The sequence below is a fragment of the Prochlorococcus sp. MIT 1307 genome (assembly GCF_034092395.1).
In the GTDB taxonomy this organism is placed as follows: domain Bacteria; phylum Cyanobacteriota; class Cyanobacteriia; order PCC-6307; family Cyanobiaceae; genus AG-363-K07.
In genome coordinates this window covers 711,445-729,762 of sequence record NZ_CP139301.1, presented here as the reverse complement: position 1 = coordinate 729,762, position 18,318 = coordinate 711,445, and the positions used below count along the sequence as shown (strand labels likewise).

Genomic DNA, 18,318 nt, shown 5'->3' with positions numbered 1-18,318 from the left:
TTGCTTTAAGGTATTGCGAGAAAAGTTTTTAATTCTTTAATGCCATTCATGCACTTGTTTATTTTGTAAGGAGCAATAAACGAAGTAATGAGAAATGAGTTGCCTGGCTATTGGATTCTTACATGGATAGGTTTAATTGCCAATGTTGCTGTTCTGCCTTGTATTGGCTTAGTTGCGTTTAGTAATCCAGACTTGCCATTAGTCAACTTTATTTTGGCGATAAGCCTTGCTTGGCCTGCTGCAATTGTTGGCATTGTTGCTGCAGCAGGACTTCTCGCTCAACGTAAATGGGGAGTGATATTGGCAATAGTTGCACTGTCTATGACTCTTTCAGGAACATTGCCTTATGGAATTGTCAGACTTGTTAGAGAAGGAGATATTTTTGGCTTGAGTGGATTATCCTTTTTGATAGCAATTTTAAATTTACTTGCATTGATTTATTGGTGCAGACCAGCTCATAGGAAAGGAATAAGATTTTGAAATTATTGATGAAAGCTTCGCAATTAAATTAATAAAGAGCAACCCAGTTGATATTATTTTGCTTGATTCTTGATTTTTGGTGTTTTATTTTAGGCAGTAAATGATTGCTTTGTAGATGGAATTGGGTATGGAATTCGTCGATGTCGCATTCTTCTCCAAACATTTACAAAAGCTTGAATTACGATTTCAACTTCAGCTCTAGTTAGGCTGCTTTCTTTGAGCTGTCCATCAAGTTGGCGAGACTCAACAATTTTTCTTACCGTTAGGGAGGCCTCCTCATTTGTGGTTTTAGGGTCAAGTGACCTAAGAGCTGCTTCGCATCCATCTGCAAGCATAAGGATTGCGGTCTCTCTACAACTAGGGATAGGTCCTTGATAGCGAAATCGACTTTCAGTCACGGTTGAATCTTTTTTTCTTGCTTGGTGTAGGAAATAACCCATTTTTAATGTCCCCTGATGTTCGGGTATGAAGTCAGCAATAGGTCCTGGTAGTCCATGCCTGCGTGCGAGTTTGAGCCCTTCATCTACATGAGCCTGCAAAATATTTGCACTTGCGTAAGGGTCATTTAGTTGATCATGTGGATTAACTTCGTCGGTTTGATTCTCTATAAACCATTCAGGGGCATGAAGCTTTCCGACATCGTGGTAGAGGGAACCTGTTCGAATTAAATCAACATCTGCTCCTATTCTTCTAGCACCTTCTTCTGCTAATCCACAGATCATCAACGTGTGCTCGAAAGTACCTGGCGCTTCAGAAGAAAGTCTTCGCAATAAAGGGCGCTCTTGATCCGCTAACTCCATCAATCGAGCCTTTGTTATGAGGCCGAAGGTGGTTTCTAATATAGGAATTAATAAAATTGCCAGCATTAATAATCCACCTAAGACCAGGGCCTCATAGACCAATTCGTCAGAAGAGTTGGGTATTTCTCCCCCTCTAAGGAAAAACCATTCACCCAATAAAGCTCCAAATGGCAGTAAAAAAGCCATTTGGAGCAATTGAGCTCTACTTCTCATCCGTCCACCTTGAAAAGCAACTACTGCAGAAACTGCACAAGCAACCATTAATCTGCTTTCATCAACTCCATTTGCAGGTATTTGCCATAGGAGGCTTCCAACTGCTAGCCAAGCAATAGCGCTTGTAGCTCCAAGGCCTTGAGAAAGTAACAGTGTTGGTGGAACCAGAACAGCAAGAGGGCTTAAAGCTGTACCAAACCAGACCTTACTTATTTGGGCGGTTAGCATTAATCCCAATGCAAGAAGCCCATGCCTGGCTTGGAGTCGTGGCTTTTCTCTTCTCATAATTAGGAGTAAAACACCACAGCTGGCAAGCGCTTCTCCGAAAGTTCCTATGAAAGGAATAAACCTGGGACTCTTTGGAACAAGATTGAAATGGTTTAGGACGAAATAATCCTGGGAATTAATCAGTTCACCTTTGCGAGTAATGTAATCACCTTTTTTGACTTTTATAGGGGGAGTTTGTTTATTGATAGTGTCTTCTAAAAGACCCTGTAGAGAACGATCTTGACGTAGATTCGAGTTGCGATGAAAGGTTCGGGCAAGTAATTTGCTTCCTAGACTGCGAGATGGACTTTCTTTTTTGCCTAATTGCTCTAATTGAAGAGATGCTGCCTCGCGAAGCTCTTCAAAGCCAATTGTATTTACAAGTCCTTGCTTTAGCATTCTATTAGCTGCCAGCTCGACTTCTTTTTTCCATTCTTTTCTTCTTGATTTGGAACTTTTAAGAAGCCATTTTTCTTCTATCCCACTTATATTAACAGGGGCAATTCTATCTGGATCACTGTTATTAGCTAATAGTTCTATTTTATCCAGCTTTTTCTTTAGCGATTCTTTAAGAATAGTGGATTGATTCTTATCAATTACCTGTACAAAGATTGTATCTTGTAATCGCTCAGCCCCTTTTTGTTGTTTGGTTTCTCTGAAAGGGACTTCTGCGTCTTTTGGGGCAACCTCATTGCGGGGAGCAGGCATGCCAGGGGTAAAGTCAGGGACTTGAAGTAAATGCCAGCTTGATAGAAGAGCAACTGCAAAACATACTCCCATTAAACAAGCTTTATCCGCTCCAGACCAGCGAATTAATGATCGTCTTGGTGACTCGCTGCGAACCCAGCTTCGCCAGAGACTATTCAGACTTGGAATTCTGGCCACAAAATCAGGTATGTGACGATAACGTTAGCTATCTATTTAATCAATGCTGCAGTAAGCATTGTGTATCTGAATGTCTTTAAAGCTTGACGGTAGGAAGCTTGCGAAGGAATTGGAGGATCGTCTTCAGTTCGAAATAGCGTCAGGTCTTTCTAAAGCAGGACGCCCTCCTGGATTGGCAGTAATTCGTGTTGGAGAAGATCCGGCTAGTGGTGTTTATGTTTCTAACAAAGAAAAGGCTTGTGCTCGCATTGGGGTGGCAAGTTTTGGAACGCATTTGCCATCAACAACCCCATTGCCAGAAGTAATTCAAAAAATTCAAGCTTTAAATGCCAATGAAAAAGTTGATGGCATTCTTGTTCAATTGCCCTTGCCTGCAGGAATTGATTCGACTTCTTTATTGATGAGTATTGACCCTGAAAAAGATGCTGATGGATTGCATACTTTGAATCTTGGGAAATTGTTAAAAGGAGAATCAGGACCTCGCTCTTGTACTCCTGCGGGCATTATGGCGTTGCTCTCTACTAACGGGATTTCGGTGGAGGGGAAAAGAGCAGTTGTGGTAGGGCGCAGCATCCTTGTTGGTCAGCCAATGGCACTAATGCTTCAATCTGCTAATGCCACTGTGACAGTTGCACATTCAAAGACTAAAGACTTGATTGATTTGACTAGACAGGCTGAATTGTTGGTGGTAGCGGCAGGTCGACCTCAAATCATTGGAAGAGATCATGTTCGATCAAATGCTGTTGTAATTGATGTTGGCATTCACCGACTTCCTTGTGTTGGTTTAGAAGAACAGCCCCAAAAGCCGAAGCTTTGTGGAGATGTTTGTTTCAATGAAGTTGCATCGAAAGTGGCTGCTATAACGCCTGTTCCTGGAGGTGTAGGGCCTATGACAGTGGCAATGTTGCTAGTTAATACGGTGAGCAGATGGCAGCAGCATTGCGGTTTGTCCTTCAACCTTGGTGATTTGCTTCCATGAAACTGTTAATCCTGAGAGAATCCATATAGCAAGATTGTTTTAATTGTGGGAGAGGACATTTCAACCTTCGATTTTTCCAGCTATCTCATTAAGCACAGAAAAAGTGTGGAAGCGGCTTTAGATGCTTCTCTTGGGCCAGAGCGACCAGAGCAATTACGTGAAGCGATGCGATATTCACTTCTTGCAGGAGGTAAGAGGCTTCGCCCAATCCTTTGTTTAGCTGCCTGCGAATTTGCAGGTGGTGATTCTGTGTTGGCCCTTCCTACAGCTGTGGCTCTTGAGATGATTCATACCATGTCATTAATCCATGATGATTTACCAGCCATGGATAACGATGACTTACGCCGAGGACGTCCAACAAATCACAAGGTGTATGGAGATGCAGTAGCGATTCTTGCTGGAGATGCATTGCTTACACGCTCTTTCGAAATGGTTGCACTTCGCAGCCCTGGAGTACCAGTCGAAAGATTATTGAAGGTTGTTGGAGAGCTTTCTTTGTTGGCTGGGGCTCCAGGGCTAGTTGGAGGTCAAGTGGTTGATCTGGAATGTGAAGGGAAGGCAGTTGATCTTGAAACTTTGGAATTTATTCATCTTCATAAGACAGGCGCTTTACTTAAGGCATGTGTTGTATCAGGTGCATTAATTGCAGGTGCATCAGCTGACCTTTTAGATGCCCTTTGCATTTATGCAAAGGGCATAGGCCTGGCTTTTCAGATAATTGATGATGTCCTTGATGTCACGGCTAGTAGTGATGTACTTGGGAAGACCGCTGGGAAAGATTTGGTTGCCGATAAAACTACTTATCCAAAGTTGCTTGGATTGGACGAATCGAGGAAACGGGCTAATGATCTAGTTATTGAAGCAAAAGCTGCGCTCAAGCCATGGAATAAAAATTCGGCTCCACTTTTAGCTTTGGCTGATTACATAACAAATCGCGATAGATGAATCACACTTCTTCTCTTCCAGCGTTATTGCAGCTATTTAATAACGCGGTCCTTGCGTGGGGACTTTTGGCTTGTGGCATTGCTCAGGCCTCTAAATTATTTGTTGAATTTGTTCAGCATCGACGATGGCGACCTTCTGTTCTTCTTGAAACAGGGGGAATGCCGTCCAGTCATTCTGCATTTGTTACTGGGACGGCATCAGGTGTTGGCTTAGAACTTGGATTTGACCACCCCGCTTTTGCTATTGCAGCTACGTTGGCTTTTGTTGTTATGTATGACGCCAGTGGAATTCGAAGAGCTGCTGGGTTAACTGCAGAAAGAGTGAATGAGTTGCCAGCTTCGAATTGGCCTTCGCCCCCTGCGAGCCCTTTAAAAGAAAGTTTGGGTCATACTCGGCGTGAGGTTTTTGTTGGCAGCTTGATAGGACCAGCAGTTTCATTGCCTGGCATATTTTTTCTGGGATCTCCACTTCATTTATTTCAAACCTTTGGTTTGTTAGTGGGTTGACTAGAAATAATTCTGGACGAGTTCTTAAGGAATTAACTGTTGATCAAAAACAAGCCTTTGATTCATTTAGCGCATGGTTGGATGGAGATCAAGTCGACAAGCCATTTGTTCTAAGTGGTTACGCTGGAAGTGGTAAGACTTTTCTCTCAATGAGATTTCTGAGAAAAGTTGAAGCTGAGGGTTTGTGTTGGACAGTTGTAGCTCCTACTCATAAGGCTGTCGGAGTTTTAAGGCAAACATTAGAGATTGAAGGAATAAGGCCTACTTGGTATCCTTCGACGATTCATAGATTGCTTCGTCTAAAGTTAAAACGTAAGGGTGATATTGAACTCTGTGAGCAAACAGATCAAACAACTAATTCTTTGGAGGAACTTGGGTTAGTACTCATTGATGAAGCTTCGATGGTTGACAGTAATCTTTTACGAATAGTTCTTCAATGTGCTCATTCTTTTAGTACGCGCCTTGTATTTGTTGGAGACCCTGCCCAATTGCCACCAATAGGGGAACCTGTAAGCCCAGTTTTTTCTATGAAGAGAGCATCTCAGGCTCAATTAAATCAAGTTGTCAGGCATCAGGGACCTGTTTTGCAGTTAGCGAGTTGTCTTAGAGATGGTCGTCTGCCATGTGACTTTCCCCCTTGTTTGCCTTTGATCCAAAACAAAAAAGGATTGGTTGCATGCGTAGATGAGACTAGTTGGCTGGGAAGGGCAAGGTCAGCATTAAGGGCAGCGGCTGAAGAAGGAACCCCTGATGCTGCAAGAATCCTTTGTTATACAAATCGCACTTTGGAGAGGCTGGTTCCTCATGTGCGCAAGGCAATTCATGGGGAGATGGCAGAACAGCTACCTGTACTGCCTGGAGAGGTTCTGATTAGTCGTACCGCTGTTATGGCTCCTGCTTCATTGGATGGGGCTGAGACTGGAGAAGAGCCAGATATGGTTATTGGTTCCAACAGGGAGCTAGTGGTTAGAGATGTCACTCCGGAAAGTTGTGACCTTGCAGCCTTTGGGTTGGCTGAACTAGGAGATGGGAAAGCACCAAAAATTGAGACGCTAATGGTTAATGTTGTTTCTGGGGCGTTAGAGCTTTCTTTGCGACTGGCTCCGCCAGTTGGATCAAATGCAAGAAAGCTTCTTGACAACACTTTGCAGAGGTTGCGTAATCGAGCGAAGGAAGCGGGTAAAAAGGATGGTCGAATGCTGTGGCGACAGTTCTTTCTTATTAGAGATGCGTTTGCATCTTTAGGGCCCGCTGCGGTTTTAACTGTTCATAGAAGTCAAGGAAGTACTTTTGAAGAAGTTTTTGTTGCTTCGGATGTTTTCTGGCCAAAAGATTTAACTCTACGGAGACAGCTTGTATATGTAGCTGTCAGTAGGGCAAAGAATAGTGTTTGGATAGTTGGTAGCCAGAGGGATAACTCAAAAAAGACTCTTTGGGAGGATCAATTAAGAACCAGTTTGGAAAATTGATTTTTTCGAAGATGATCAGTAAATAAACTACAACTTTAATTGATGAAATATATCAAAAAATCCTATTTACATTGACACATTCCCCTTTGTTTTGTTTCTCTCTACAGCATTTTTCCAGTATTGCATTGTTTTTGATGCACTCGGCCAATGAAGATGAATCCAGCTTGCATGTATCAATTTGTTTCCCCAACCTTCTTCTATTTCTTCTATTCCCCAGCCCTTTATATTCCATAGAGCATGGAAATCCTTCTCTTTGGCATTAGTGCTTATAACTGCATCTGAAATATTTGTTTCATGATTAATGTTTAATTTCCAATGGTGGAATTCATGACCGATCAACTTTTCACCTGCCCTTGTAACTAGACCATCTCTTCTGCAACTTATATTTCTATACCCAACTTTTAGAGGACCTTTCTTTGCATCGAAAGGCAGTAATCCTGCCATTTGATGGGTTTTCCCTTTTAAGTCCGTAAGTGTTTTCCCCAGTAGAAGCATGCCGCCACATTCGGCATAAGTCGGATATTGACTGCAAAAGCTTCTAAGGCTGTTAATGCTCTCTGTACAAGTACTTAATTGCTCTGCATATTGCTCTGGAAAACCACCAGGAATAATTAAACCTTTTGCTTCTTTTGGAATTGGTTCGTTTGCAATTGGCTGCCAAGTAATGCATGGCATGCCCAAACTTTCTAGGCTTTCTTTTGTCTCTGGATAGCGAAAGTGAAAGGCCTTATCCTCTGCTACTGCAATAGGAGAAGGTTGTAAGTGTGTTTTTGTACTTTCTAATGTAATTAGTTGGCTATTTAGGTTTTGTTTTGGTTTAGGTGGTTGGAGAAGAGCTCTGAAGGATTTTAAATTGAGATGCGATTCTGCTATGGCGGCCCAATCTTCTACCTTGTGTTGAATGTTTTGAATTTCATGAGCAGGCACTAGGCCTAGATGCCTCCTAGTTAGTTTGAGTTTGGAGTCACTTGGTAGGCATCCCAGCAATTTCACGTTGATACTTTCTAAGACCTCTGTTAACAAGGCTTTGTGGCGGGCAGTGTTGATGTGATTGAGGACTACTCCAGCAAGTTCAAGCTCAGGATCTTGGTCTCGAAATCCTTTAACAAGTGCAGCCAGTGAAGCTGCTTGTCCTCTTGCATCAACTACAAGAACAATTGGCAGTTGTAAGCAACGAGCTAAAGCAGCAGTGCTTCCCTCGCTTGAAGTCCCTACACCATCGAATAGTCCCATTACTCCTTCTACTAGTGCTAGATCAGCAGACCCTCCAAAGTTGTAAAAACTATCGGTAACCCATTTAGAGCCACAAAGGATAAGATCTAAATTATGGCAGGGTCTTTTAGAAACAACGCTTAGTTGCTGTGGGTCTAGATAATCAGGCCCTACTTTGAATGTTTGTAGCTTTAGTGATCTTTTTCTTGCCCAAGCAGCAAGAACAATTCCTAATAAAGTTTTACCATTTCCACTTGCTGGAGCTGCAATCACAAATGCCATGTGGATTTGTTTTTAGTTTGAGAAGCTTTCTTTCTCAGCTAGAACCAAATTGAGCAGTTTGGATGCTATTGGTGCGGCGGCAGAAAGTAGAGGGCTATTACTATCTCGACTACTGCTAAGAAGGCGTGCTACATCCATCTCGACAGAATTACTTTGGATGGGTACTACTTCTTCTAAAAGTTCCATACTTGCCATTCCCCCAGCTTCTAGCCTCATGCATTCACCTGATTCTGAAGCAAGAATTACACAAGTTGCTTTTTGAGGCTCTTTTTTTGGTTCGCAGATTAACCTTATCCCTACTAATTGACCAGGGTGAATGCTTGGAGTCCCAACTGGTAAAGGGATGAGGCATAACTGAACAATTTCTCCATCTACACGTTGGAAGCTTGCTTTAATAATTTCTCCATTTTGTGAATTTGCACTTTTCAGCTCCCAATTGAGCCTCTCGGCAATCCAAGCAGCAAGTAAAAGTCCTTGGACAGGATGATTACCCTCGATATCTATATCAAGCCTAATCACGTGGTTAAGTGCATCTCTTCTATTAGGCGGATCAAATACCATTGCCAAGGTTTCTCTCCAGTTTCTAAGCCGTAACCAATTAAGGTCATTTATTGATTGACCTGAAGAAATTCTGCTTGTTAGAAGTTCAAGGCATTGGATTGGTTCTCCAAGTGCAGTGTCAATAATTAGCCTTCGCTTAGGGATGGCTAATTGATGAAGAAGTTCAGGAGCCTCATCGAGGTTGCCATTCCACCAAAGCCATGAGGGCAGTTCGTTGGGTAATAGATCTTTTAAAATTTTTAGTCCTTTGTTAAGTGATTGTTGATCACCTCGTAATACCACTACGTCTCCGCAGGCAGCATTTAGATTGTTTTCGTCGAGTAAGGGGCAATAAGCAGCGACCAATGTCTCAAGTGGATGACCTTTTTTAAGAGTTGGTGCGAGGGTTATTAGGCGTCTTGGATTGAGGGCACTAATAGCAACGTCTACATACTGCCCTCTGAGATCTTCCGCCTCTTGTTCTTTGTTGATGAATGTAGAAAGAGAGGTCGCGACACTTTTGTCTAATGGAGGAGTGCAATGAGGTAAATCACTGTCCAAAACAACTGTGCGAGCTGCTTCGATCAGTTCTCTGCGTTGATTCCCCACTATGGGACCTTTTATTTTTCCTGTCCGCACAAGTTCTTGCTCAATCCAAGCCGGTTGCCAGACAAGTAAACAAAAAGTTGTTGCACCTGAACTATCAAGTTGCTCCTTAGACCAAAGTTGTTTTAAATAACTTGGAATCTCTGAAGGAGGGATTTGGAGAGGGGTATGAAGTGTGAGTTGTGGAGACATTGATCTGTGTCAATTCGAAGATTTGGAAATTCAGTAGTTATGGACGTCGCCAAAGAAGTTCATCTTTGCTTAGAAGAGCATCAGATTCAGCCGGCCCCCAGGTTCTTGATTCATATGGGTAAGTAGGCAATTGCCAAGGCCTATCTTCAATTAGCTCTAATAGTGGGGTATATAAGCGCCAGGCTGCTTCTACTTCATCATTGCGAGTAAATAGTGTTGGATCACCAAGCATGGCATCAGCCAAAAGTCTCACATAACCTTCGTCTGAGGGTTCTCCAAAAGACTCTTCATAGGAAAACTCCATTTCTACCGGACGACTCCGCATACCGGAGCCTGGGGATTTAACTTCAAATCGAAATTCAGCTCCTTCATCGGGTTGAATTCTTAGGATTAATTGGTTGGAAGTTGGACTACCTCCTGCTGCGTCGAAGAGATGAACAGGTGCTTCTCTGAAAGTAAGCACAACTTCACTTAATCGTTTCGCCAGCCGTTTTCCAGTCCTTAGGTAGAAAGGCACCCCTTGCCACCTCCAATTGTCAATGAACAGCTTTGTTGCGACATATGTTTCTGTGGTGCTAGTGGGATTAACTCCTGGCTCATCTCTGTATCCAATTAATGGCTTAGACCTACTCCCACCTTTTTCATATTGCCCTCGAACGCAACATTTCCATGGTTCAAGTTCATTGGCAAGATGAGCGGCTTGAAGAACTTTTGCTTTTTCGTTTCTGATAGCTTCTGGATCAAAGTGTCCAGGAGGTTCCATTGCTGTTATTGCAAGCATCTGTGTGAGATGGTTTTGTACCATGTCTCGAAGTGCGCCAGAGCTTTCGTAGTAACCTGCGCGCTCTTCAACCCCAACTGTTTCTGCAGCAGTAATTTGAACGCTTGAAATATAATTTCTATTCCATATTGGTTCGAATATGGCGTTGGCAAATCTCATTACCAGTATGTTTTGAACAGTTTCTTTGCCGAGATAATGATCGATTCGGAAAACTTGGCTTTCTTGGCAAGAGCTTTGCACAATTTGATTAAGGGCTTGAGCGCTCCCGTAATCACGCCCAAATGGTTTTTCGATAACTAATCGACTACGTTTTGGATCGTTTAATAGGCCTGCACGGGCTAAAGCTTGGCAACCACTTCCATAGAATTTTGGAGAGACAGAGAGATAAAAGGTTCGATTGCTATGAGTAGCCTTGATTCGATCAATTTCTTCTAACCTTTTCCCTAGTTTGATTAAGTCTTCAGGCTGTTGAAGATCAACAGATTCATAGAAAAGGTATTCCAGAAATTGTGTGACTCCTTTTGTATTGTTTTTAGTTTCTCTCTTTAAAGCTTGAGCCATTCTTTCACGAAATTCGTCATCACTCCATGGACGTCGAGCACATCCAATGATTGCAAAATCACTTGGCAAACGTCGTTGTAAAAAAAGCTGGAAAAGAGCTGGAATAAGTTTGCGATGAGTTAGATCTCCACTTGCGCCAAAGATCACTAGACATTGTGGAGTTATAACTCGCTCTTGGCGTAGTCCAACCCTAAGTGGATTTATGGTCGGCGTGCTCATTGGACACAGACTTCCTGGGTTGGTTTAAAAATTATTAACTAAATTCAAAGTGGTCTTAGGAATCTCGCCATACTTTGTTGTCGGATGCCCAAAAAGTTTGTTGAATGATTTCTAAAACCTATCAAAAAAAAGCTAGCCCATATGGGCTAGCTTTTTTTTGATAGGTTTTAGAAGTTAGAAGATTGTGTGCTTTTTAGTAGGTTTCAACGTGCCAGCGGTCTTCTTTCTTTAATTGAGGCCTTAGCTCTGCCCAATTTATGCCCTTTGCTTTGGCTGCTGTGGTCATAGCTTCATCTATTCCAGGCTCCATGCCTTTGAGTCCGCACAAGTAAATATGGGTTTTTGGGTCCTCAATAAGAGCAAATAACTCATCTGCATACTCAAGAACTCTATCTTGGATATACATTCTTCCGCCTTTCGTATTCTTTTGCTCTCGGCTGATTGCCTTTGTATAGCGTAGGTTCTCAGGAAATTGCTTTTTATAATGTTCAAAATCTTCGTCGTAAAGCAGGTTTGCAGTTTTTGGGGCACCCATAAATAACCATGCCTTTCCTTTGAAGTTCCATTTATTCTTTTGTCTTTCAGTAGGCTCAAACATGCGCCTTAGATAGGCTCTCATCGGAGCGATTCCAGTCCCCGTTGCCAGCATTATTACGTTTGCGTCTTCATCGTCTGGAAGAAGCATCTCCTTGCCTACAGGACCTGTGATTTTTACTTTGTCTCCTGGCTTGATATTGCATAAATATGTTGAGCAAACCCCATCAATAGTCTGCCCATCTTTTTCATATTGAAGTTGGCGAACACAAAGAGAGACTGTATTGCCAGCATAATTGTCTCCATGTCTTGTGCTGGCTATCGAGTAGAGCCTTAGTTTGTGGGGCTTACCTTTTGCATCCTCTCCTGCAGGCACAATTCCAATACTTTGGCCTTCTACGTAACGAAGTTGTGGATCTCCGCCTGAAAGGTTGAATGTGATGTGGTTTACACGTCCAATAGCACCTTCTTTAAGCAGGCTGTAGTTCTCAAGTACTTCTCCTTCGAAAGGTGCTTTAGGTCTATATGTGTTTACAGGAACATTCGCATGAGGTTTTTTGCGGGCAGGGGCTTTAGTAGCAGGTACTGAAGAGCCAGTTGATGTGCTGAGAGTCTTTTTTTTGCCTATTTGACCCTCTATTGCTCTAAAGAGACCAATAACAATAGGGATATGGATTAGCCCTCCGGCTATCACCTGTGCTTCCGAATAAGCCATTAATAACTCAAAACCGAAGGTGACAATACCAATTTCTTGGCTGAATTAGTTGTTTTGGCTAGTAAAAGAGGACACGTTTTGGGATTGGCACAGCTCATGTAATGGTCTGCAGGATGGCCTGTTGGCATAAATTTTTATATAGTCTTCTACTGTTATTTCTCTTTTCGTTCCAGTTGGAATCTCTTAAGGGACTTCAGAGGCCTTCTGGTTCAAAGCAATTTTTGCCATTGGAATCAAAGGGGATAATGCACCAGACCATCGAGCAGACGATGGAAAGGCTCCCTAACGGAACAAGAAGACTGGCTGCTTTGCTTCGGACCCCTATTTCTATTGATTCGATTTGGAATATTCTTACTGATTACGATAATTTGAGTAATCATATTCCAAACCTAGTTAGTAGTAAGGTTATTTCTCGTGATGCAAATCGTGTACATCTAGCTCAAGTGGGAGCTCAAAAGTTGATGGGTCTTCGCTTCTCCGCCCAGGTCCAGTTAGAGTTAATTGAGAATCGTGATTTGGGGGTATTAAGTTTTCATCTGATTAAAGGCGACTTTAGGCGTTTTGAAGGCTTATGGAAGATGAAACAACTTAAAGAAAACAATGGAACCTGCTTGTTATATGAGTTAACTGTTCAGGGCTGTCTTGGTATGCCTGTAGCACTTATTGAGCAGCGGCTTAGAGGAGATCTAAAGACTAATTTGTTGGCTGTTGAACAAGCTGCATTGAAGAGAAAATAAATACAGATAGGTTGACTTGATGACTACTAAATATTTCCAAAACTCTTCTTGTGAGATTTCAAAAAAGAAAATGTAATGTCAAAACTCTATTAATCAACAAATTTAAATCTAATCAAACCTTGGTCATTGTTATACCCCCAAGGGGATTCGAACCCCTGTCGCCTCCGTGAAAGGGAGGTGTCCTAGGCCTCTAGACGATGGGGGCGAGGCCGTGACCTTTTGCTTAGTGCCTAAGGTCACATTGGCAAGCTACGGGCCAGCCTCACCCTCCGTCAAGGCTCCCTCATTCTTCTCTTGTCCTTGCCATACAGGAACAGTGAAGTAGAAACAAGATCCTTTGTCTGGTTCAGAGATCACCCAGATTCTTCCACCATGAACTTCGACAATGCGACGACACACTGAAAGTCCAATGCCAAAGCCAGATGTCCTATTTGATGTCTGAGGTAAGCGGACTCGATCTAAGAATATTCGCTGTTGTTCCTCTTCAGGAATGCCTGGACCACTATCACAAACGCTGACTTGTACCCATTGATTTGTACGGTGCAGCATTGTTATCGAAATCTTTCCACCCTTTTCTGAATATTTCAATGCGTTTTCAATGAGATTGAGCAAAACCTGCCTCATGCGTCTTTGATCTGCAAATACTTTTGGAAGGTCTGAAGGAATATCAGTAATAACCCCAATCCCTCTTCTTAGCCAATGCTTTTCAAGTTCAAGAATTGCTTCTGCTGAGACATTGGCTAGATCTACTCGTTGAGGATTAAAGAGTGCTTCCCATCTAGTGCTCCCAACCTCTAAGAGATCTTTAGACAACAATTCAATTTCTTCTAGGCGTCTTTTGATTACATCTTGAAATTTATTGATATCGATTTGTCCAAGCTTTTGACTTTGGACTGCTAGGGCTGCTGCCGTTAAAGGTGTTCTTAATTCATGAGCAACCATCCTTAGTAATCTTTCTTGAGAGTCGATGCGATTTATAAGTGTTTCATTCTCCTGCCTTAAAACTAACAATTCATCTTCAAGGAGTAATTCTCGCTGAGTGCGGCTGCTATCGAGATCTGTTGGCTTTAGACTTAGGCCTAAGCCGCTTACAAAACCTTCCTGTTGCCATCTAGGAAGCCAGCTTCTCAACTGTTGAAAAATACTGCTACCTGCAAAAATTTGTTTTGGGGCAGGGGAAAGTTTGATTAGAGCAGGTATTGCGATTAATCTATGTAGTTCAAGAAGTTCAGGATGCTCGCTGGGATCAGATAACTGAAGAGTGACTTTGAATCCGAAGTCTTCTTTTTCCAGGTATTGAATAAGGGATCTAAGGTCGCCCCTTGAAAGGTGCTTGCGACCTGCTACTAGTAAAAGCTGTAGCTCTTGTTTTTTTTTGAGATCGACCCCATTCACAGCCTGGAGCCTCTAATAATGCTGTGGGACACATTATTAGGTTTTGCGGAAACTCGCAGAACAGCTAACAAGTTTTTGAACTGTTTTTTGCTCGCTAAGTATATGATCTTTCTGCCTCCAATTTGACAGCCTTGATAGTTCAAGGTTTTTTGAAAGGATCGATGGCCGATGAATTGATCTCTATATCAACTTTTTAGGCATATGGTCTGATTTAAAGATTATTCCTATTACTACTTAGTGGAATTATCGTAAATAAGGATGGTTTTGATAGGATTTGCTGTTTGGAGTCGTTTTTCTACTATCAAGAATTGAAAGTCTTTCTTCATTAAGGTTTTTGTGCTCTCCTGAAGTTATGATGCTTCAGGAGCTATTTGTGTGATTAAACAGATGGCTCTTTCCACTTAATTCTTTTACTGTTAACTTATTAATAACTCTTGTCTTTAAACTATTTCTGCAGGTTAATGATCTACATGAATTACTAGCTTTGTAAAAATGTAACTAAAACCATAATCTCGGTATTTTTACCTTTGCTCTAAGGTGAGACTTCCTTCTAAAAATAGTGCTAAGTCGACCTTGTTAAGTGAACCATTAAAAGCAATCTTTAACTTGCTAAGAAAAAAGGCTTTTAGTGAACCCCCTTATTCAATAGAGACTTATAGACCTTTGACTCAAAACATGTAATTATTATGAGCATTAAGAATTGGACTTTATAGCTCCAATTTTGAACATTCAGAGTTAATCCGTTGCCAATTCACTCGCGTCGTCTAATCAAAGCTCTAGTGATGCCCATGCTGCTCCTGCCAATGGTGCTTATAGGTTGTAAGGGATCCAACCCTCCACGTGGAAGGTTGGATCCCTCTAAGGATGCAACGAATAAGCAAGCGCCTGCTTCTGATGAGGATGTTTACCTATATAGGGGGATGGGAGCTTCTTACCTTTGTAATGCGCGAGCTGCTGGAGTTGAATTCCCTAAGGCTGTTGGCATTGCTGCATCAACTTATGCTCAAGTCCTCAATGGAAGGCATGGTGGTGTTGTCGCTTCTGCTGGAGACAAAAAACTAACAAATAAACAGCTTTTTGCCGGAGCTGAGTTTCAGGTAATCACTGGAGCTTTGCAATATTGTCCAAATGAAGTCCCAGAAGATGTTAAAACAAAAGTTCAGGAGGCTATAGAAAAACAGAAAAAATAATTCTTATTTTTAAAAGATTATGAATTCAACTATGATGATGCATGATTAGCTTATTTATTTTGCATGAAATATTTATGAAACTTATTTCCTTTTAATAGGTTTGAATTACAACTAACTCCTAATGGTAAATAAGAATTTAGTCAAGCTTTCTGATTACAAGCCTTATCCATTCTTCTTGCCATTTATTTACCTGGATTTTTCTATTCATCAAGAATATGTACGCGTTACTTCTTGTATTCATGTAGAGCCTTTGCCAGACAAAGGGGACACTCCTTTAATTCTTCAAGGTGAAAACTTAGCCTTGGAACACTTGAGTATTGAAGGAAGGCTTTTGATGGAGCATGAATATGTTATTTCTAGCAGTAAACTGATAATTAAGCATCCACCACCAGCCTCCTTTGATCTAAAGATAGTTACCAGAATTGACCCATATAACAATACTTCTTTAGAGGGGCTTTACTTAAGTGGTTCTTTGTTGACAACTCAATGTGAAGCTGAAGGGTTTAGACGAATTTGCTTTCACCCGGACCGTCCAGATGTTCTTAGCAAGTATCGAGTAAGAGTTGAGGCTGATTTTAAGAAATACCCTATATTATTGTCTAATGGTAATCAAATTACTTCATCCAAGCTCTCATTAAATAAAGAACGTCATGAAGTAATATGGGATGATCCTAACCCTAAGCCTTCTTATCTATTTGCATTAGTAGCAGGGGATTTAGTGCAAATAAAAGATTCTTACTCTAGATCTTCGGGGCGTGAAGTATCTATAAACTTGTATGTAGAATCTGGTGATGAGCCCTTTACTTCTCATGCTATTGACTCGTTAAAGAGAGCAATGAAATGGGATGAAGAAGTTTATAGCTTTGAGTATGACTTAGATGAGTACAACATAGTGGCTGTTAGGCATTTTAATATGGGTGCAATGGAGAATAAAGGTCTTAATATCTTTAACTCTAAATTAGTTTTAGCCGATTCAAATATTGCCAGTGATGATGAACTTCAAAGAATAGAAGGTGTTATAGCTCACGAATACTTTCATAATTGGACTGGTAATCGTATTACCTGTAGGGACTGGTTCCAACTTTCTTTGAAAGAAGGCCTAACAGTTTTTAGGGATCAGTCTTTTACTGCTGATTTACATTCGGCTTCAACAAAGCGTATAGAAGATGTATCTTTCCTTCGAAATACACAATTTCTTGAAGATTCCGGACCTACTGCTCATGCTGTAAAGCCTAGTGAATATTTAGCTATAGACAATTTCTATACGACAACTATTTATGAGAAAGGTGCAGAGTTAATTCGTATGCTTTATACGCTCTTAGGTAAGAAATCCTTTATGAAAGGTATGAAAACTTATGTTAAAAGGTTTGATGGTTGTGCTGCTACTACTGAGGATTTTATTGAATCAATAATAGAAGGTTCGAGTGATGATGATTGTTCTCTTTACTTTGACCATAAACAATTTTATCAATGGTATTTCCAGCCTGGAACTCCTTATGTAGAAATCACTCGTAAATGGGATCCTGAAGTTGGAACTCTAACTCTTAAAACTAAACAAAATAGGTCTTTTGAAATTAATGGGAATAATAAAAACCCCTTAGTTATTCCTATTCTAATTGCCTTAGTTTCATCTGAAGGTAGACAAGGCAGAGAGAGACTATTAATTCTTGAGCAGAATCAGCAAGATTTTATTATCGAAGAACTTCCTAAAGAAAAAAAGGTTCCAACGGTATCTCTTTTTAGAGGCTTTTCTGCTCCAGTTAGATGGCATTCTGATGTTTCTATAGATGAGCTGTTTCACCTTTTTAAATTTGATGATGATCCATTTTCTAGATGGAATGCAGGACAAGATTTGATGCGAAGGGCTTTGACCTCAAGAGGTACTGGTAATCCTGATATTCAATTAGAAGCGGGTTTAATTGAAACCTTTTCATATTTGATCAAGACACTTGGGGAGGAAGATGCTGAGGTCCTTTCAACTTTGATAAATCTTCCTGGCTCGTCTGAATTAGAGCTTTATCAGGAGTTTGTAGACCCAATTGGTCTTTGTGAGGGTCGATTGTTTTTGCAGTCCTTATTTGGAAGGACACTTTTACCGGTTTTAAAGTCTTTGTTAATAACAATTAGACCTGCCTCCTTGCTTGAATGGCCCGAAGGTATGGGTGCTCGCAAAATAACCTCCATTGTTTGGAGCTGGTTGGCTGCTGGAGGTGATGCTGAGGTACTAATTGATGCCAAGAAGGCAGTTGGTGGAAATTCAATGACTTTGGCCAAAGCAGCTCTTACTGCTCTAAAGCCCATTGATTGTAAAGAACGTGAAATGGCCATGAGCGAGTTCTATGAGCGATGGAAAGATCGCCCTGTCATTCTTGATGCATGGTTTGCTCTGGAGGCTTCTACACCCAGAAAAGATGGTCTTGAGCGCGTTCGGGAATTATTAGAACACCCTCGCTTTGATCGAATGGCTCCAAATGCAGTAAGAGCTGTCTTAGGAGGGCTTGCAGCTAATACAAAACTTTTTCATGCCATTGATGGCAGTGGTTATGAGTTTATGGCCGATCAGATTATTGAACTTGATCAACGAAATCCAATTACTGCATCACGAATGGCAAAGGTATTTAGTCGTTGGAAAAGTTATTTGCCTGTTCATAGTGAAGCAATGTCTAATGTTCTTCTTAAACTTTCGGAATGTGATCTATCCTCCAATACGCGAGAAGTAATTGAATTGATATTATCAGCCTAAGTTTTATTTAATAAACCTTTATTTCCTTTGATTGGTTGGGCTTTATGAGAAAAAAAACTTTGTAAGT

At 41.3% G+C, this 18,318-nt stretch carries 14 protein-coding genes and 1 tRNA gene; 8 read left to right on the top strand and 7 right to left on the bottom strand.

Going from position 1 to position 18,318, the window contains the following annotated elements; genetic code table 11:
- Window positions 1-87: 87 nt before the first annotated feature.
- Entirely contained in the window at window positions 88-480 is a 393-nt protein-coding gene (locus SOI82_RS03835; protein WP_320668052.1) for a hypothetical protein, read from the top strand.
- A gap of 89 nt (window positions 481-569) precedes the next feature.
- On the opposite strand, the gene SOI82_RS03830 is transcribed toward SOI82_RS03835, so the two are convergent.
- On the bottom strand, window positions 570-2,645 hold the full coding sequence (locus tag SOI82_RS03830) for an HDIG domain-containing metalloprotein (protein WP_320668051.1): 2,076 nt from the start codon (window positions 2,643-2,645) through the stop codon (window positions 570-572).
- A gap of 70 nt (window positions 2,646-2,715) precedes the next feature.
- On the opposite strand from SOI82_RS03830, the gene folD reads away from it, so the two are divergent.
- Genes folD through SOI82_RS03810 form a run of 4 tightly spaced genes read left to right on the top strand, consistent with a single transcriptional unit; the run spans window position 2,716 to window position 6,544 of the window.
- The gene (gene folD, locus SOI82_RS03825; protein ID WP_320668050.1) at window positions 2,716-3,624 is read left to right on the top strand and encodes a bifunctional methylenetetrahydrofolate dehydrogenase/methenyltetrahydrofolate cyclohydrolase FolD; all 909 of its coding nucleotides are present in this window, start codon (window positions 2,716-2,718) and stop codon (window positions 3,622-3,624) included.
- A 45-nt stretch (window positions 3,625-3,669) separates the two neighbouring features.
- Entirely contained in the window at window positions 3,670-4,569 is a 900-nt protein-coding gene (crtE, locus tag SOI82_RS03820; RefSeq protein WP_320668049.1) for a geranylgeranyl diphosphate synthase CrtE, read from the top strand.
- Window positions 4,566-5,075 carry a divergent PAP2 family protein gene (locus SOI82_RS03815; RefSeq protein WP_320668048.1) on the top strand — a complete coding sequence of 170 codons (510 nt, stop codon included), beginning with the start codon at window positions 4,566-4,568 and terminating at the stop codon, window positions 5,073-5,075. Before crtE ends, SOI82_RS03815 begins: the two co-directional genes overlap by 4 nt.
- A complete protein-coding gene (locus SOI82_RS03810; RefSeq protein ID WP_320668047.1) occupies window positions 5,072-6,544 on the top strand; it encodes an ATP-dependent DNA helicase in 1,473 nt (490 codons plus the stop codon). Before SOI82_RS03815 ends, SOI82_RS03810 begins: the two co-directional genes overlap by 4 nt.
- Before the next feature lie 66 nt (window positions 6,545-6,610).
- Here the strand turns inward: SOI82_RS03810 and SOI82_RS03805 are convergent, their stop codons facing one another.
- The 4 genes from SOI82_RS03805 to SOI82_RS03790 form a co-directional block, all read right to left on the bottom strand.
- Window positions 6,611-8,038 carry a cobyrinate a,c-diamide synthase gene (locus tag SOI82_RS03805; RefSeq protein ID WP_320668046.1) on the bottom strand — a complete coding sequence of 476 codons (1,428 nt, stop codon included), beginning with the start codon at window positions 8,036-8,038 and terminating at the stop codon, window positions 6,611-6,613.
- Between the two features lie 12 nt (window positions 8,039-8,050).
- Window positions 8,051-9,376 carry a glucose-6-phosphate dehydrogenase assembly protein OpcA gene (locus tag SOI82_RS03800; RefSeq protein WP_320668045.1) on the bottom strand — a complete coding sequence of 442 codons (1,326 nt, stop codon included), beginning with the start codon at window positions 9,374-9,376 and terminating at the stop codon, window positions 8,051-8,053.
- 37 nt (window positions 9,377-9,413) lie between these two features.
- On the bottom strand, window positions 9,414-10,937 hold the full coding sequence (gene zwf, locus SOI82_RS03795) for a glucose-6-phosphate dehydrogenase (RefSeq protein WP_320668044.1): 1,524 nt from the start codon (window positions 10,935-10,937) through the stop codon (window positions 9,414-9,416).
- A gap of 193 nt (window positions 10,938-11,130) precedes the next feature.
- Entirely contained in the window at window positions 11,131-12,186 is a 1,056-nt protein-coding gene (locus SOI82_RS03790; RefSeq protein ID WP_320668043.1) for an FAD-binding oxidoreductase, read from the bottom strand.
- Window positions 12,187-12,431: 245 nt separating this feature from the next.
- Here SOI82_RS03790 and SOI82_RS03785 point away from each other — a divergent pair, with 245 nt between their 5' ends.
- Window positions 12,432-12,923: an SRPBCC family protein gene (locus SOI82_RS03785; protein WP_320668042.1), complete on the top strand. Its 492-nt coding sequence runs from the start codon at window positions 12,432-12,434 to the stop codon at window positions 12,921-12,923.
- A gap of 132 nt (window positions 12,924-13,055) precedes the next feature.
- Here the strand turns inward: SOI82_RS03785 and SOI82_RS03780 are convergent.
- Window positions 13,056-13,128 (bottom strand) — tRNA-Glu (locus SOI82_RS03780).
- Window positions 13,129-13,172: 44 nt separating this feature from the next.
- Window positions 13,173-14,318 (bottom strand): histidine kinase, encoded by a 1,146-nt coding sequence (locus SOI82_RS03775; protein WP_320668041.1) that lies wholly within the window; start codon window positions 14,316-14,318, stop codon window positions 13,173-13,175.
- Window positions 14,319-15,061: 743 nt separating this feature from the next.
- On the opposite strand from SOI82_RS03775, the gene SOI82_RS03770 reads away from it, so the two are divergent.
- Both SOI82_RS03770 and pepN read left to right on the top strand, forming a co-directional pair.
- Window positions 15,062-15,508 (top strand): cAMP phosphodiesterase, encoded by a 447-nt coding sequence (locus SOI82_RS03770; protein WP_320668040.1) that lies wholly within the window; start codon window positions 15,062-15,064, stop codon window positions 15,506-15,508.
- Between the two features lie 121 nt (window positions 15,509-15,629).
- Window positions 15,630-18,251, top strand: a complete 2,622-nt coding sequence (gene pepN / locus SOI82_RS03765) for an aminopeptidase N (protein ID WP_320668039.1) — start codon at window positions 15,630-15,632, stop codon at window positions 18,249-18,251.
- The last annotated feature ends 67 nt before the right edge of the window (window positions 18,252-18,318 follow it).

Coding starts and splice junctions, on each gene's coding strand:
- SOI82_RS03835 (WP_320668052.1), top strand. CDS start 88: ATGAGAAATGAGTTGCCTGGCTATTGGATTCTTACATGGATAGGTTTA.
- folD (WP_320668050.1), top strand. CDS start 2,716: ATGTCTTTAAAGCTTGACGGTAGGAAGCTTGCGAAGGAATTGGAGGAT.
- SOI82_RS03815 (WP_320668048.1), top strand. CDS start 4,566: ATGAATCACACTTCTTCTCTTCCAGCGTTATTGCAGCTATTTAATAAC.
- SOI82_RS03805 (WP_320668046.1), bottom strand. CDS start 8,038: ATGGCATTTGTGATTGCAGCTCCAGCAAGTGGAAATGGTAAAACTTTA.
- SOI82_RS03800 (WP_320668045.1), bottom strand. CDS start 9,376: ATGTCTCCACAACTCACACTTCATACCCCTCTCCAAATCCCTCCTTCA.
- zwf (WP_320668044.1), bottom strand. CDS start 10,937: ATGAGCACGCCGACCATAAATCCACTTAGGGTTGGACTACGCCAAGAG.
- SOI82_RS03790 (WP_320668043.1), bottom strand. CDS start 12,186: ATGGCTTATTCGGAAGCACAGGTGATAGCCGGAGGGCTAATCCATATC.
- SOI82_RS03785 (WP_320668042.1), top strand. CDS start 12,432: ATGCACCAGACCATCGAGCAGACGATGGAAAGGCTCCCTAACGGAACA.
- pepN (WP_320668039.1), top strand. CDS start 15,630: ATGGTAAATAAGAATTTAGTCAAGCTTTCTGATTACAAGCCTTATCCA.